General features: G+C 62.0%; 15 protein-coding genes. 9 read left to right on the forward strand and 6 right to left on the reverse strand.

Annotated features, from left to right (window positions below):
- Positions 1 to 47 precede the first annotated feature (47 nt).
- From HU144_RS03855 to rplI, 7 genes are all read left to right on the forward strand, one after another.
- A complete protein-coding gene (locus HU144_RS03855) occupies positions 48 to 1754 on the forward strand; it encodes an AMP-binding protein (RefSeq protein ID WP_328284271.1) in 1707 nt (568 codons plus the stop codon).
- A 489-nt stretch (positions 1755 to 2243) separates the two neighbouring features.
- Positions 2244 to 4670 carry a transglycosylase domain-containing protein gene (locus tag HU144_RS03860; protein ID WP_235350215.1) on the forward strand — a complete coding sequence of 809 codons (2427 nt, stop codon included), beginning with the start codon at positions 2244 to 2246 and terminating at the stop codon, positions 4668 to 4670.
- Positions 4671 to 4682: 12 nt separating this feature from the next.
- Positions 4683 to 6008 carry a hypothetical protein gene (locus HU144_RS03865; RefSeq protein WP_235350216.1) on the forward strand — a complete coding sequence of 442 codons (1326 nt, stop codon included), beginning with the start codon at positions 4683 to 4685 and terminating at the stop codon, positions 6006 to 6008.
- A gap of 137 nt (positions 6009 to 6145) precedes the next feature.
- On the forward strand, positions 6146 to 6436 hold the full coding sequence (gene rpsF / locus HU144_RS03870) for a 30S ribosomal protein S6 (protein WP_114384810.1): 291 nt from the start codon (positions 6146 to 6148) through the stop codon (positions 6434 to 6436).
- Between the two features lie 33 nt (positions 6437 to 6469).
- Positions 6470 to 7111: a single-stranded DNA-binding protein gene (locus HU144_RS03875; RefSeq protein ID WP_235350217.1), complete on the forward strand. Its 642-nt coding sequence runs from the start codon at positions 6470 to 6472 to the stop codon at positions 7109 to 7111.
- Between the two features lie 36 nt (positions 7112 to 7147).
- The gene (gene rpsR, locus HU144_RS03880) at positions 7148 to 7387 is read left to right on the forward strand and encodes a 30S ribosomal protein S18 (RefSeq protein ID WP_009882767.1); all 240 of its coding nucleotides are present in this window, start codon (positions 7148 to 7150) and stop codon (positions 7385 to 7387) included.
- A 15-nt stretch (positions 7388 to 7402) separates the two neighbouring features.
- Positions 7403 to 7861: a 50S ribosomal protein L9 gene (rplI, locus tag HU144_RS03885; protein ID WP_235345280.1), complete on the forward strand. Its 459-nt coding sequence runs from the start codon at positions 7403 to 7405 to the stop codon at positions 7859 to 7861.
- Positions 7862 to 8016: 155 nt separating this feature from the next.
- Here the strand turns inward: rplI and HU144_RS03890 are convergent, their stop codons facing one another.
- From HU144_RS03890 to HU144_RS03910, 5 genes are all read right to left on the reverse strand, one after another.
- Positions 8017 to 8454 carry a hypothetical protein gene (locus HU144_RS03890; RefSeq protein ID WP_235350218.1) on the reverse strand — a complete coding sequence of 146 codons (438 nt, stop codon included), beginning with the start codon at positions 8452 to 8454 and terminating at the stop codon, positions 8017 to 8019.
- 124 nt (positions 8455 to 8578) lie between these two features.
- Entirely contained in the window at positions 8579 to 9880 is a 1302-nt protein-coding gene (locus HU144_RS03895; protein WP_235350219.1) for an MFS transporter, read from the reverse strand.
- Between the two features lie 5 nt (positions 9881 to 9885).
- A complete protein-coding gene (gene argE / locus HU144_RS03900) occupies positions 9886 to 11085 on the reverse strand; it encodes an acetylornithine deacetylase (protein WP_235350220.1) in 1200 nt (399 codons plus the stop codon).
- Positions 11086 to 11240: 155 nt separating this feature from the next.
- Positions 11241 to 11786, reverse strand: coding sequence for a DUF488 domain-containing protein (locus HU144_RS03905; protein ID WP_235350221.1), 546 nt, complete (start codon positions 11784 to 11786; stop codon positions 11241 to 11243).
- The gene (locus HU144_RS03910; protein ID WP_235345275.1) at positions 11783 to 12001 is read right to left on the reverse strand and encodes a DUF2945 domain-containing protein; all 219 of its coding nucleotides are present in this window, start codon (positions 11999 to 12001) and stop codon (positions 11783 to 11785) included. The genes HU144_RS03905 and HU144_RS03910 overlap by 4 nt, the downstream gene beginning before the upstream one ends.
- 237 nt (positions 12002 to 12238) lie before the next feature.
- Between HU144_RS03910 and HU144_RS03915 the strand changes: the two genes are divergently transcribed.
- The gene (locus HU144_RS03915; protein ID WP_235345274.1) at positions 12239 to 13537 is read left to right on the forward strand and encodes a DUF445 domain-containing protein; all 1299 of its coding nucleotides are present in this window, start codon (positions 12239 to 12241) and stop codon (positions 13535 to 13537) included.
- A gap of 56 nt (positions 13538 to 13593) precedes the next feature.
- Here HU144_RS03915 and HU144_RS03920 read toward each other — a convergent pair whose 3' ends face one another.
- Complete coding sequence (locus HU144_RS03920; RefSeq protein ID WP_204235313.1) at positions 13594 to 14244, reverse strand: TetR/AcrR family transcriptional regulator; 651 nt, start codon at positions 14242 to 14244, stop codon at positions 13594 to 13596.
- Positions 14245 to 14364: 120 nt separating this feature from the next.
- On the opposite strand from HU144_RS03920, the gene HU144_RS03925 reads away from it, so the two are divergent.
- Positions 14365 to 15156, forward strand: a complete 792-nt coding sequence (locus HU144_RS03925; RefSeq protein ID WP_235350222.1) for an SDR family NAD(P)-dependent oxidoreductase — start codon at positions 14365 to 14367, stop codon at positions 15154 to 15156.
- Positions 15157 to 15237 lie beyond the last annotated feature (81 nt).

The following is a 15237-nucleotide window of genomic DNA, read 5'->3' on the forward strand; positions in this document are numbered from 1 at the left end:
CTTGCGGTCACATGGTGTGGCGCAGGCGACGATGTGAGGAGATCCTGATGACTGTGACCGATGAGTTCCGTGCAGCCAGAGACAAGCTGATCGAGTTGCGCAGCGATGCCGCGGCGGCCGGTGACGGCTTCGAATGGCCGCGGTTCGATCACTTCAACTTCGGCATCGACTGGTTCGACAAGGTCGCCGAGGGCAACGACAGCCCAGCCCTGTGGATCGTCGAGCAGGACGGCTCGGAGGGCAAGTGGAGCTACGCGGAGCTCTCCCGTCGCTCGAATCAGGTGGCCAACTTCCTCCGCCGGTCAGGTGTGAAGCGCGGCGACCACGTCATGATCATGCTCAACAACCAGGTCGAGCTGTGGGAGACCATGCTCGCAGGCATCAAGCTCGGTGCGGTCCTTCTGCCTACAACCACCCAGTTGGGCCCCATCGACCTCAATGATCGTGTCGATCGCGGCAAGGCCGAGTTCGTCATCGCCGGACCTGCTGATGCTGCGAAGTTCGACGATGTCGACGCCGAGGTGGTGCGCATCGTCGTCGGTGACGATGCGAAGCGCCAGCAGGACTACAGCTACATCGACGCCGACGAGGAAGACATCAGTTTCGACCCGCAGGGCACCTCCCGCGCCGAGGACCTGCTCCTCCTCTACTTCACCTCGGGCACGACCTCGAAGGCGAAGATGGTCGCCCATTCCCACGTGTCCTACCCCGTCGGCCACCTGTCCACGATGTACTGGATGGGTCTGACGCCCGGCGACGTCCACCTCAATGTCGCCTCGCCCGGCTGGGCCAAGCACGCCTGGTCGAATATCTTCACTCCCTGGATCGCAGAATCCTGTGTATTCCTCTACAACTACTCGCGCTTCGACGCGAATGCCCTGATGGAGACCATGGACCGGGTCGGCGTGACCAGTTTCTGTGCTCCTCCGACGGTGTGGCGCATGCTCATCCAGGCAGACCTCAGCCATCTCAAGACTCCGCCGAAGATCGCCCTGGGTGCCGGCGAGCCCCTCAACCCGGAGGTCATCGACCGGGTCAAACAGGAGTGGGGTGTGCTCATCCGCGACGGCTACGGCCAGACGGAGACTACCCTGCAGGTCGGCAACTCACCTGATCAGGAGCTCAAATACGGCTCCATGGGCAAGGTGCTCCCCGGCTACGACGTGGTCCTCATCGATCCCGCGACAGGTGAAGAGGGCAATGAGGGCGAGATCTGCCTCCGCCTCGACCCGCGACCCTTGGGACTGACCAGCGGATACTGGTCCAATGAGGAGAAGACCGCTGAAGCCTTCGAAGGCGGCGTCTATCACACCGGTGACGTGGCCGTACGCGACGAGAACGGCTACATCACCTATGTCGGGCGCGCCGACGACGTGTTCAAGGCCAGTGACTACCGACTCTCGCCGTTCGAACTCGAGAGCGTGCTCATCGAGCACGAGGCCGTCGCCGAGGCGGCTGTGGTCCCCTCGCCGGATCCTGTCCGTCTCGCTGTTCCCAAGGCCTATGTCGTCGTGGCGGGTGGTTTCGAACCCAATGCGGACACCGCTCGGGAGATCCTCGCCTACTGCCGTGAGCACCTGGCCCCTTATAAGCGCATCCGCCGGCTCGAGTTCTCCGAGCTGCCGAAGACCATCTCCGGCAAGATCCGCCGTGTCGAACTTCGTGCCCGTGAGGACCAGCTGCATCCGTTCAGCGGTGAGCCGGCCGTCGAAGGCAAGGAGTACGCAGACACGGACTTCGACCTCAAGGGCTGACCGCTTTCGGTTGCCGAGGGCACGTCGCTCACGGCGAGACCCGAGGGCGCATCCCTCTCGTTCAACGCTGAGTCAGGTTTTCGCTGTTGCCTTGGCGCGAGAATCTGACTCAGCGTTGAACGAGGGCGAATCTGCTCGAAGAGTATTCGTCGGCCCCGTACTCGCAAACAGCAGTTAGGGTCTGGAATGCACAGTTCTGTGCACAGAGTTGGGCCGACAGGCGGCTGACAGTTGAAAATATGGCTAAATGTGAGCAATTCGCCACTTGGTGTGGTCGATACCCAGGTGCAACAGTAAAATCCCTGGTGAGAGCGGACATACGACTCTACTCATATGTGGTGGCAAGTAACAACTGGGGTGACTGGGCGCTGGATTCAGGGGATTTTCACTCTGTTCCAAAGAAGGCGTGCCAGACTGAATCTCAAGTGTGACCTTATCGAACCTCGTCGCCACGCAATGCGGCAGGCAAACTGACCTGGAGGACCTTGGGTGGCTAAGGGACAAAGACAAGCCAAAACCAGAGGCAAGAAGACGAAGAATATTCTCAACTATCCGCGCTCAGGCGTGCACGGATGGACGCGTTTTCTGCCCAGCATCCGGCTGCTCGTCGTCGGCGGACTCAGCATCGTCATTCTCCTATGCGTGCTGTTCTCGATCGGATATGCGACCACAGACGTCCCCGAACCCAATCAAGAGGCCACAGGTCAGACCTCGACCATCTACTACAACGATGGCAAGACGCCCATCGGGCAGTACAAGGTCGAGGACCGCAAATCGGTCAAAATCGATGAGATCTCCGAGCCGATGCAGAAGGCAGCGGTCGCTGCAGAAGATACCTCGTTCTACGAGAATCGCGGAATCTCCATCAAGGGACTTTCCCGCGCAGTCGTCGGCGTGGCGACCAATCAGTACGCCGGTGGTGGATCCACCATCACGCAGCAGTACGTGAAGAACTTCTACCTCACGAACGAGCACTCCTTCGATCGCAAGATCAAGGAGATGTTCATCTCGCTGAAGATCGATCAGCAGCAGAGCAAGGACGACATCCTTGCCAACTACCTCAACACCATCTACCTCGGACGCCGGTCTTACGGCATCGAGGTTGCCAGCCAGAACTACTTCGATAAGTCGGCAAAGGACCTCGACGTCAGCGAGTCGGCATTGCTGGCAGCGATGATCCAGCGCCCAGGAGCCGCCGATCCCTCGGACAACCCCGAGGTCTACCAGGATCGTTTCGACTACGTCGTGAAGTCGATGGTCGATGAGGGCTTCATCACCGAGGAGCAGGCAGCCAAGATCGAGATGCCGAAGGTGGAGAAGCAGAACAAAGAATCTTCACTGTCCGGCCAGAAGGGCTACATGTGGGACTTCGTCCGCCGTGAGGCCCTGCGCAAGCTCGACATCACCGAGGAACAGCTCGACCGTGGTGGCTATAACATCACGACCACCTTCGACGAGGACCGCATGAAGCAGGCCGAGAAGGCCATCAAGAACCTGCCGTCCGATCAGCCGGAGGGCCTGCAGACGGGCCTGGTCTCGATCGATCCGGACAACGGTGGAATTGAGGCCTTCTACGGCGGCAAGAACTACCTCGATCAGGCTTTCAACGCTTCCACGCAGAGTCATGTACAGGCCGGTTCGACCTTCAAGCCCTTCGCTTTGGTGGCTGGTCTCGAGAACGGTGTGCGACTCACGGATACCTACCCGGGTACGAGTCCGACGACCCTGAACAACGACGGTACTCCGTGGGAGCTGTCGAACTTCGGCAATACGAGCTACGGTCCCGTGACTCTGCTCAAGGCCACTCAGTCCTCGATCAACACGGCCTATGCCGCGCTCAATGTTCAGGTCGGTCCGGACAAGACTGTCGACGTGGCACAGCGAGCGGGACTGAGCGGCAACTGCACGGACAAGGAGATGGAGTCCGGTGACACGGGCGGATGCTCCATCGGACTCACCCCGAACCCCTCGAACGTGCTCGGAACGCCCAGCGTGAAGCCGATCGACATGGCCTCGGCCTACGCGACCTTCGCAGCCAACGGCGTCCACCATGACACGCACTCGATCGAGAAGGTCACCCAGGGCGCCGACGACACGGAAGTCTACAAGGGCGAGACCAAGGGCAAGCGCGTCTTCGACAAGGCGGTGGGAGCTGAGACCTCTTTCGCTCTGCAGCAGGTCATCAAGGGCGGCTCGGGCGGCTATGCCCAGCAGCTCGGACGACCAGCAGCGGGCAAGACCGGTACGACGAACAACAACACGGCGGCCTGGTTCTCGGGCTACACCCCGAACCTTGCGACATCAGTGGTCCTCTACCGTGAGGTCGACGGCAAGCAGATGTCGATCGGCTCCTACGGCGGCCGCGGCGAGGTCACGGGCGGATCTTTCCCTGTTCAAGTGTGGACTGAGTACATGCAGGACGCGCTCGAGGGAACCAAGGTCGAACAGTTCCCCGAGCGTGGAGAACTGCCGGACAAGCCGAAGCCTAAGAACACCAATGCACCGGCGGCTCCGAAACCCGAACCCAAGGCACCGGAACCCGAGGCTCCGAGCGGCAGCGATGGCGGCGACGGGTCCGACAAGAAGGCTCCAGTCGACGAGCCGAGCGAGAAGCCGAAGGACGACGAAGACAAGGGCAAGGATAAGGACAAGGACGCCGACGGCAAGGACGATTCCAAGGACGGCTCCAAGGACTCCGATGAGGGTCGTGAAGACAACGGCTCGTCTAAGGACTCCGACGGCGGATCAAAGGAAGGTGCCAAGGACTCTGACGGCTCTAAGGGTTCTGACGGTGCCAAGGACTCTGACGGAGGCGATGAGAAGCCGAAGCCGGATCCGGATCCGCCAAAGGGAGATGATGGGGATTCGTCAGGAGGGTTGCCCGTTAAGCCACCGACAGGTCCCGGGGACGACTAGTAACCTCTAGTCATGCCTTCTCAGTCCAGCACCCGGATCGCCGAGCCTCTGCTTGGCGGTCCGGACGGCATTCACCTCGCATCTGCGGGAGCACGATTCAGGCGTGGCCAGGCCTACATCTTTGCCGGAATCCTCGGCCTGACGACCTTTCTCGCCCTGGCCTTACAGGGCCCGTGCCTGGGCTCGGGCTACGAACAGCCGTCCGCCTCGGCGAGGATGTGCTCCGGACCTCTGGCCACGGCATTCCTCGGCCAGACCAATCCTGAGGAGACCCTGGGCCGCTCCCATGGAGGGATGGCCGGACTGTCGGTGATCGACGCCCGCTTCGTCCAACTGATGAAGCTCGTGACTGACGACGTCTCCGTCTTCATGACGTTCGTTCTCATCGTCAACGTGATCGCCTTCGCGGCTCTCGGCGTCGCACTTCTGGTCCTCGCCAGGCAGCGAGCCTGGCTGGTCGCGGCCTTCGCCTCCCCGGTCATCCTCTTCACCTTGGGCTCGACCCTGGACCCGGTGGCCTTGGCGCTGAGCGTCTGCGCCATGGTCATCTTCGTCGGATCGTCGCCGGTGGCCCCTCGACCGTGGTTGTCCGGGGTCCTCCTCGGCATAGCCGCATTCATCAACCCGCTCGCGCTGCTGGCTGTGCTCGCACTCACCCTGGCTGGACCGCGCCCGGCCGGGGGGCTCCGTCCCCGGGATCCGCGGATGATGCTTGCCGCGCTGACGATCACCTCGGCGCTCATCCTGCTCCTCGACGGCAGTGCCGTCGGACGGATCACGCATTGGATGGGCGACGCCGTCGACGGCGGATCCTTCGCTTCGATCCTGGTCATGGCGCGTTTGGGATCCGCCGAGGTGTGGGCGCCGGTGTGGATCATCGCCAGTGCGGGTGTCATCGTCGCGGTCACCATCGCGCTGTACATGGTGCGCAGAGCAGGACTCGACCCAGCCGTGGCCGCCTGCCTCCTCATCGGTGGCTGCCTGCTGCTGGCACCGGCGATGATGCCTTGGGACAGCCTCTGGATCCTGCCGTTTCTCGCGCTGACAGTCCGTCGCTGGTGGGTGCTCATCATCTGGGCACTGGCGGAAGCGTCCTTCGCCATTGCCATCCACCTCGGCGACGTCACCGGATACGAAGCTGACAAGGGCCTCGAACCGACCTTCGTCGCACTCCTGACTCTCCTGCGACTGCTCGTCCTCGTCGCCGTCGTCATCTGCGCGGGTGAGAATCTGTACCGGCGACGGATCCGCGGTCGACTGCTCAGGGCAGAACTGCCTCGGCGAGTCGAAGACGACCACCCCACGATCCGTGTCCAAGGGCACGGGAATCCGACATGACACCACCGGTGCGCGTCCACTAGACTGTGTAGGTCTGTTCCCATTTCACGACCATCGTGGGGGCCGGAACGGACAAGCATATGCCCTCCTGCCATGGAACGACCATGGCCGCAAAGACCAGAGGAGGTGGGTGACAGATGCGTCATTACGAGCTCATGCTCATTCTTGACAACGAAACCGAAGAGCGGACGTTGGCTGACACCGTGGACAAACTGATGAAGGTTGTCCCGGCTGAAAACGGAACCGTCGACAACGTGGACATCTGGGGACGCAGGCGCTTCGCCTACGACATCCAGAAGAAGTCCGAAGGCTTCTACGTCGTGGTTGATTTCCACGCAGAGCCTGCAACGACCAAGGAACTCGATCGCCAGCTCGGACTCAACGAGTCCGTCCTGCGCACCAAGATCCTCCGCCCGGACGCCAAGTAATAGCGTCAAGCACCTCGTTTCAAGGAGCAGTCAATGGCAGGCGAAACAGTCATCACGGTCGTCGGGAACCTGACAAGTGATCCCGAACTGCGCTTCACACCTAACGGTGCTGCGGTCGCAAACTTCACCGTGGCTTCGACGCCGCGTATGTTCGACCGTCAGTCCAACGAGTTCAAGGACGGGGAAACCCTGTTCCTTCGCTGCTCGGTGTGGCGTGAGATGGGCGAAAACGTAGCCGAATCCTTGCAGCGTGGTACTCGGGTCGTCGTTCAGGGCCGCCTCAAGTCGCGGTCCTTCGAAACTAAAGAGGGCGAAAAGCGCACCGTCATGGAACTGGACGTCGACGAAGTCGGCCCCAGCCTGCGACGCGCCACCGCTCAGGTGACGAAGAACGAACGCAGCGGAGGCGGATTCTCCGGTGGCGGTAACTTCGGCGGAGCGCAGCAGGGCGGAGGCTCCCAGCAGGGAGGCTTCGGTCAGCAGCAGTCGTCGGGCTGGGGCAACAACCCGCAACAGGGCAACCCACAACAGGGTGGCTCGCAGCAGAGTGGTCAGCGCCAGGGCGGTTACGGCCAGGGGAACAACTCACCGGCAAACGATCCGTGGGCATCATCGAGTCCACAGGGCGGCAACGGCGGCTGGGGCAACCCGGGCGCCGATGAGCCACCGTTCTAAACACGTTCAAGACATTTCGTAAATCAGGAGATACTCATGGCCAAGCCAGAGATCCGGAAGCCTATCAAGAAGAAGGCTAATCCGCTCAAGAAGGGCGAAGCGGCGAAGATCCACTACAAGGACACCGCTACGCTCCGTAAGTTCATTTCCGACCGCGGCAAGATCCGTGCCCGTCGCGTCACCGGCGTGACCGTGCAGGAACAGCGCGTCATCGCGAAGGCCGTTAAGAACGCCCGCGAGATGGCACTTCTGCCCTACTCGAGCACTGCTCGCTGATCGGAGGGAAAGAACATGCCTAACCGTAAAGTAATTCTTAACCAGGAAGTTGATGGTCTGGGAGCCGCCGGCGACATCGTCGAGGTTCGCGCCGGATACGCACGTAACCTGCTGCTGCCCCGTGGCTGGGCATCCGCATGGTCCGCCGGTGCAGAGAAGCATGTCCTTGCTCTCCGCAAGACCCGTCAGGCCAAGCAGATCGCCGACCACGATGAAGCAGTCAAGGTCAAGGCCCAGCTGGAATCCTCCAGCGCTCGCATCGAGCTCAAGTCCGGCAAGAACGGCCGCCTCTTCGGCGCCGTGACCCCGGCACTTGTGGCCGAGGCGCTGCACACCGCAACCGGACACGACTTCGATCGTCGTCAGGTTGCACTGCCTGCTCACGTCAAGACCTCCGGCAGCTACACCGCTACGGTGCGCGTCAACGACGAGATCACCGCGAACGCCAAGTTCGAGGTCGTCGGCAAGGCCTGATGCTTCCGCATCGAGCGTGACTGGCCGTTGGTCAGCTCGACTCGTAGTCGAAAGCAGAGCTTAACGTCGAGGGGACACTTTACAGAGTGTCCCCTCGACGTTTTTGTATGCTCTCGACGAGTGGGGCGCGAGGCGTGGTTGGCGTCGGTGAGAATTCAGAACAGAATGCGTTCGGGTGGCGGGAACTCTGTGTAGATTCCCTCGCTGGTCGGCGCTAATTCGAGATAGCTGGGGCTGTCGTCGTCGATGAACAGCAGCAGCATGCACCCATCGACCGTCGCGTCGAGAATGATGCGGTTCGCGAAGTCTCCCTGCCCACCGGTGTCATCTCTGGCCACGTCATCGACGCGAGTCACCGGGCGCATCCCGATCGACGGGCAGGAACCACAGTCGCAGGGGTTGGTCACGACCGCCTCGGCGAGGTTGGACTCCCAGGTCACACGCTGTGCAGGTGTGATCATAGTCGGAGGGTCCCAGGCTTCCTGCTGGACTCCGGTGAACGTCGCGCGGTCCTCCTCATCCGGTGACGGGTGGGCGTGACGGATGATCGTCAGCGCGACCTCATGTTCCCGGGGCGTCAGTGGCCAGTACATGGCGTCAGGATACCAAGGCTGGCCCTCAAGGGCAGGCCGTCCGAGGGCAGGGCGCGATGACGGGGAATCATGCAGGCAAGCCGGAAGGACGGTCGCCGGTGTCAGTCGCGCCCTGCCGCCTGCCTCAGCGCTGGCCGTAGTGCCTGCGGACGAAGAACAGGCCGATGAGGGAGAGCACGGCGACTCCCATGTAGTAGACGCTCGGCGAGTTCAGTGAACCGGTGACGTCGAGGAGCCAGGTGAGCACCAAGGGAGCGATGCCACCGAGGAGCGTCACACCGATGTTGTAGGCCGTGGACAGCCCGGTGCCCCTGATCTCCGCGGGGAACAGCACGGAGAGCATGCCCGGCAGCGGCGCGAAGTAGAACGCCATGATCACACCGAGCACGGCGATGACGAAGATGAACGCTGGCACACTGCGCTGGGTGACGATGAGCTGGAACAGCGGCCACGCGAGCACCAGGGCCGCGATCGCGGCATAGGTCATGATCCGCGCGGGACCGACGCGATCGGCAAGGCGGCCCACCAGCGGTGACCCGATCAGGCAGATCAGACCGGCCAGAATGCCGCCGAGGTAGGCCGCTGTCGGTGAGATGCCCAGGTTGGACATTGCGAAGGTCGGCATGAAGAGGATCATGTACACGGAGATCGTGGCGACACCGACCGACGCGGAGGCTGCGAGGATGCGACCCCAGTGGTTGGCGAAGAGTGTGCGCAGAGGCGACTTCGCCGGAGGCCTCGACGTGAACTCCTCGGTCTCGTCGAGCTTGGAGCGGATGTAGAGTCCGACAGGTCCCACGAGGAGACCGATGAGGAACGGCACCCTCCACCCCCACGAATGGAGTGCTTCGTCGGAGAGATAGGTATTGAGGGCGAATCCGAAGGCCGAGGCCAAGGCCATCGACGCGCCCTGGCTGGCGATCTGCCAGGAGGCGTAGTACATCTTCCGGTGCGGAGCGGTCTCCACAAGGAAGGTCGTCGCTGTGCCGAACTCGCCGCCGGCGGAGAATCCCTGCAGCAGGCGGGAAGTCAGGATGATGAGCGCGCCCCAGATTCCGATCTGCGAATAGGTCGGGGCAATCGCCATGAGCAGCGTGCCGAGCATCATGAGGAACAGTGTCAGTGTCAGTGCCGGCTTACGTCCGCGTCGATCGGCGTACCTGCCCAGGACCAGGCCGCCGATGGGGCGGACCAGGTAGGAGATCGCGAACGTGGCGAACGTGAGGATGAGGGAGAAGACCGGATCACCCTCGGGGTAGAAGATCTCCGAGATCACGACGGCGAACGACGCGAAGACGATGATGTCGAACCATTCGAGGGCTGCACCGATCGAGCTGGAGATGACGGCCTTGCGTGCGGCAAGGAGACGTTCCGGAGTCGCCTCGAGCACGGGCTCTTGCTGCGGATTCGCGGTGGAGGAACTCATGGTGCCTACTTTCCTGCTGCGCTGGGGTCGGCTTCTGCGCTGAGATCGGTGATGAGGTTGCCGATGAACGCTTCGCAGGCGGCGATCTGTTCGAGTTCGATGAATTCATCGGGAGCGTGTGCCTGGGCGATGTCCCCGGGGCCGCAGACGACAGTGGGGATGCCGGCATTGGAGAACAGCCCCGCCTCGGTGCCGTAGGTGACCTTGTCGTCGCTGATCTCTCCGCCCCACTGACCAGCCAGGGAGACGATGTCGGCCTCCGCCGGAGTTTCGCAGCCGGGGGCGGCTGCCTCAACGGTGAAGTCGACTCGGGCGCTGTCGTTCTCCGCGCGCATCATGCGTTCGAGACGAGCCGCCTCGGCACGGAACCGTTCAACCAGGGCCTCACGGTCGACGGATCCCAGGGATCGGAATTCGAACTGCACGCTCGCCTCGGCGGGGATCGTGTTGACGGCGATGCCGCCGCTGATCGTATTCGCTGTCACCGTGGTGAAGGGCACGACGTAGTTCTCATCGAAAGGTCCCTCGCTGCGGAATTCGGCGGCGACCGCATGGACGAAGGTGACGAACTCGGCGGCGTAGGCAATCGAGTTCACACCTTCCGGGGTCAGGGAGGAATGGGCCGCAACGCCGTGGAAGTCGACGCGGAAGACGTTCATCGACTTGTGTCCGCGCACGACCCGCATGCTCGAGGGCTCACCGACGATGCAGCCGCGAGGGGCCAGACCCGCCTCGGTGATTGTGTCTACGAGGTCGATCGCGCCCACACAGCCGACCTCTTCGTCATAGGAGAAGGCGAGGTGGATGGGCTCCTTGAGCTTCGCGGCTGCCAGCTCGGGCAGTTTGGCGAGGATGACGCCGATGAAGGATTTCATGTCTGCGCTGCCGCGCGCGTAGAGCTTGCCGTCCCTGACCTGCGGGGTGAAGGGATCGCTCGACCAGTCCTGACCGTCGACAGGTACGACATCGGTGTGCCCGGACAGGACGATGCCTCCGCTGGTGGAACCGTCGGCGGCCGGCAGAGTGGCCAGCAGATTCGCCTTGGTGCCTTCGGCGTTGGGCACAAGCTGAGATTCGAAGTCCGCGGCCTTGAGGCGTTCGACGACGTGATCGATGAGTGGGAGATTCGTGTCCCGGCTCGTGGTGTTGAAGGTGATGAGATCGGTGATCTCGGAAATGGTGGCCTCGGCCGGTAGTGCGGACACGGCTGCTCCTGACTGTACGGGGATGAACCGTCTGGTCAGCCTGAAGCGGAACCTGGTCGGATCCCTCCCGTGCGGGACAGCGGTGACCAGACCCCGACACACTACGTCCGAAATGTTGGTGAGACTGTTAGGTCTCGTCAATTGAGACTACTGCCTCACTCCTCGTCGGTAGCTGGGTACGTGACCGTTCCGTCCTTGGCGACGGTGGCTCCCGCGCTGAGTTCGGCCGCAGTGGTCTGGTTCTTGCCCATGATGTGGGTGACTGGGAAGTCGTGGGCGAGCAGGTTATCGGCGATGATGCGCCGATGGCAGCGCCACCACACGGCCTCCGAGCACATCAGCACACTGCGTCTGTTCGCGCCCCACTCAAGCAGCCGGTCGAAATCGTCGCGGAACTCCTCCGTCAGGGCATGATCGGCATAGTTGTGGAAACTGCGGTTCTTCCACCACCCATTGACCTCGAACCCGATGTCATGGTTCACGGGTCGCCTGCCGGTCAGCCCTTCGAGCCGACGTAGCTCCACCCCCGACTCGGCAAGGTCATCGAAGAGAGTATCCGCGTTGAACTGGGGGTTCCTCTTCGATCCGGGCAATTTGCGGACATCGACAACCACCTCAGCGGAATTCTCGGTCAGGAGGTCGATGAACTCCGAGAGGGAATGATTCGAATGGCCGATGGTGAGGAACCGCGAGCTGCTCACTCCTTGTCGATCCGGTGGAGAGCCGTGCCCTTGTGGGCGGCGATGTGGTCGGTCTTGTCGCTCTTGATTTCGTACTGCGGCTCATCCTTCGAAGCGCGACGATTGTGGCCCTTGTATTCGAAGTCTGTGGTGTGGACCTTTGTGATCGTGCCTGAGACTTCGCCGGCCTCCGAGTTCCACCCCACGTGATCGCCGACGGCAAAGTTCTCCGCCATGTCATCCTTCTCAATTCGTCGAATGTTGTCTCTCCCATACAAACACGATGAGGCCATCGGCAACAGGGCGGACCGCTCTTGCGGCCTCAGTTGCGGTTCCATGTACGGTTTCAGAAACCGGGGCCGTGACGGAGGAAGCGGGGCCGTGATACAGGTTCCCAGCCTCGGCACAGCCTGCCGATGACCATCTTGGGCGGGGACTTCGCTAAAGTCGATGACAGATGACAAGGGGGAACGATGTCGATCGAAAAAGCACCGTCCGTGCCGCGCTTCGGCGGTCCGAGCGAACTGACGCCGGAAGATCAGGAGCGGGGACGGGGTCTGCGCAAGATGCGCACACTGGCACTGTCGCTGCTCATCCTCGCCACCATCATCTTCCTTATCACCCACATCTTCACCGACAACACCGGGGTCTGGGGCTTCGTCTCGCGCGCGTCCGAGGCCGCGATGATCGGTGCGATCGCCGACTGGTTCGCCGTCACCGCCCTCTTCCGCCACCCGCTCGGTCTGCCGATCCCGCACACCGCGATCATTCCGCGCAAGAAGGACACCCTGGGCGCGAGCCTGTCCGCATTCGTCGCCGCGAACTTCCTCCACGCCGAGGCGGTGTCGACGAAGATCCGGTCCGCTCAGGTTTCCCATCGTGCCGGTGAGTGGTTGAGCAGATCCGCCAACCGTGACCTCGTGGTCGACCGCGCGGCCGGTGGGCTCGAATATGTGCTGGCTCGCATCGACGACGAATCCGTCGTGGCTCTGACCAAGAACGTCATCATTCCGCGCCTGGTCGCGACCCGCAAGACCCCGGTGCTGGCGCAGCTGCTGCGCCAGATCGTCCTCGACGGTGCGCACCACAAACTTGTCGACCTCATCGTCGCCGAGGCGTACTCCTGGTTGAGCGACAATCCGCAGGTCATCGATGAGATCGTCCACAATCGGGCACCGTCCTGGGTCCCCGATTTCGTCAACGAGCAGCTGTCGAACCGGCTGCAGCGAGAGGTGCTCGGTTGGGTCGCCGACGTCCGCGACAACGAATACCACAAGGCCCGTCAGGCCCTCGACGCCTGGCTCGTCGACCTCTCCGACGACCTCAATGGGGAGACTCCGCTGTCGGAGAAGGCAGAGGTCATCATCAACGACCTGCTCAGCCAGTCAGGGGTCGTCGACTCCGTGCTCGAGATCTGGAGCAGCCTTAAGCAGCTCCTGCGCCAAGCCATCATCGACCCCAATGGCGAGGTGCGCGGACGCATCTCGGAACTCATCGGAGAATTCGCCCAGCGGCTGCAGGCTGACTCGAAGTTCGCCGCCAAGATCGATGACAGGATCGCCACCACGGCCGGAGACCTGGCCGAGAGTTTCGGCCCCGAGATCGCCAGCGTCATCTCCGACACGATCGAACGCTGGGACGCGAAGGAAGCCGCCGAGCGTATCGAGCTCTACGTCGGCCGGGATCTGCAGTACATCCGTATCAACGGAACCGTGATCGGAGCCCTGGTCGGACTTCTCATCCACACGATCATCGTGCTGCTGCCCGGGTGAGGGCGATCATGCTGTCGCGACCGTGGAAATCGCCGTTGCCCGCAGCAGCCAGGCGATCAGCTCGAGGTTGAGTCCACGGGTGTGCACAGCGCCGGAAGAAGGCTTGTCACCTGAGCTCTGATCCACTCGACCGTGCCCGCTCGATCGGCAAGGAAATCCCGCAGCGCGCTTTCGAAGATGCCATCGAACATGGTGTAGGCGGCACGCGATTCGATCATCGGTCGACTCTCGCTCAACTCCGCGTATCGGGTCACCACCCGCCAGATCATGTCCTCGAGTCCACGATCGATGTCGTACACATCGACGCGAAGCGCCTCCTGAAACATGCTCTGCGATCGCAGATCGTACCAGAGACGGTGCATCGACGGCTCTTCCGACAGCGTCTGCACGAGCTTGTCAGCGAATCCGGTGAGCAGTCCATCCGCTGTGGTGGACTCTGACACGACCGAGTCATAACGGTGCATGCACTGGGTCTTGTAGTGCTTGACGCAGAAGATGATGAGTTCGGTCTTATCGCGGAAATAGTAATGAACCACGCCGTGGCTGAATTCAGAGTTCGCCGCGATGTCGCGCAGGCTCGTTCGCGCATAGCCGAGCTGGCCGAGGGTCCGCAAGGCGGATTCTGCGAGCTTGATCCGACGTTCGTCGTAGCTGCCCGTGCCCCTCCTGCTGCGGGCAGACTTCTGCTCAGTCTGAGTGCTTGCCACGCTTCCATGCTAGCTGGTGACCGAACCTGGATCAATGGTTTGGACAATTGGTCTTGACACTTGTCAAGAATGAATGTGACGCTGGTCGCACCAGATAAATCACAGGCAAAGGAGCCGAAAATGTCAACATACGATCTGACCGGGCGCAGGGCTTTGGTCACAGGTGGCGCACAGGGCCTTGGTGAGTCATACGCTCGTGCACTCTCCGCTGCAGGGGCCACGGTGGCGATCGCCGACCTGCAGGACCGCGGCGCCGAGGTTGCCTCGGAACTGGGTGAGGGCAACCACTTCGTCAAACTCGATGTCACAGACGATTCGTCGTGGCAGGCCGCGATCGACTCAACGGTCGGTGCACTCGGAGGATTGGACATTGTCATCAACAATGCCGGTCTGGAGATCACCAGTCTGATCACCGATATCGACCCTGCTGACGCCAAGAAGATGCTCGACGTCAATGTTCTCGGTACGGTCCTGGGCCTCAAACACGGAATGCGTGCTATGCGACCGGGTGGGCCCGCAGAAGGCGGCGGAACGATCATCAACGTCGCCTCTGTGGCGGCGACCATCGCCTTTCCCGGAATCTCCGTCTATTCCGCGACCAAGTCAGCGATCGATCGCTTGACAAGAGTGGCCGCAATGGAGAGCGGAAAACTGGGATACGGGGTCCGCGTGAACTGCATCTTCCCTGGTCTGGTCCCCAATGCGATGGGAGCCGGGTTGGCCAACGATGTCTCCGAGCTGGGTCTTTTCGAGTCACCGGAAGCTGCCGTCGGTGCAGTCGTCGATCTGACTCCCTCGGGTCGCTTGGGCGAGGAGGAAGACATTACGGATGCCTTGATGTTCCTGGCCTCGGATGAATCACGATTCGTCAACGGAGCCGCCCTGCAGGTCGATGGGGGAATGGGCATGTGACCCGTAATTACGCTTCCAACCATTTGAGATCTGCATGCCCATACCCATGTGCACCTGAACGCCATTCACGAGTAGGAGAAA

This window comes from Brevibacterium sp. UCMA 11752, assembly GCF_021532235.1.
GTDB lineage: Bacteria > Actinomycetota > Actinomycetes > Actinomycetales > Brevibacteriaceae > Brevibacterium > Brevibacterium antiquum.

Bases quoted from the DNA above. Each gene is read 5' to 3' on its own strand.
- HU144_RS03855 (WP_328284271.1), top strand. From the start codon at position 48: ATGACTGTGACCGATGAGTTCCGTGCAGCCAGAGACAAGCTGATCGAG.
- HU144_RS03865 (WP_235350216.1), top strand. From the start codon at position 4,683: ATGCCTTCTCAGTCCAGCACCCGGATCGCCGAGCCTCTGCTTGGCGGT.
- rpsF (WP_114384810.1), top strand. From the start codon at position 6,146: ATGCGTCATTACGAGCTCATGCTCATTCTTGACAACGAAACCGAAGAG.
- HU144_RS03875 (WP_235350217.1), top strand. From the start codon at position 6,470: ATGGCAGGCGAAACAGTCATCACGGTCGTCGGGAACCTGACAAGTGAT.
- rpsR (WP_009882767.1), top strand. From the start codon at position 7,148: ATGGCCAAGCCAGAGATCCGGAAGCCTATCAAGAAGAAGGCTAATCCG.
- rplI (WP_235345280.1), top strand. From the start codon at position 7,403: ATGCCTAACCGTAAAGTAATTCTTAACCAGGAAGTTGATGGTCTGGGA.
- HU144_RS03890 (WP_235350218.1), bottom strand. From the start codon at position 8,454: ATGTACTGGCCACTGACGCCCCGGGAACATGAGGTCGCGCTGACGATC.
- HU144_RS03895 (WP_235350219.1), bottom strand. From the start codon at position 9,880: ATGAGTTCCTCCACCGCGAATCCGCAGCAAGAGCCCGTGCTCGAGGCG.
- HU144_RS03910 (WP_235345275.1), bottom strand. From the start codon at position 12,001: ATGGCGGAGAACTTTGCCGTCGGCGATCACGTGGGGTGGAACTCGGAG.
- HU144_RS03915 (WP_235345274.1), top strand. From the start codon at position 12,239: ATGTCGATCGAAAAAGCACCGTCCGTGCCGCGCTTCGGCGGTCCGAGC.
- HU144_RS03925 (WP_235350222.1), top strand. From the start codon at position 14,365: ATGTCAACATACGATCTGACCGGGCGCAGGGCTTTGGTCACAGGTGGC.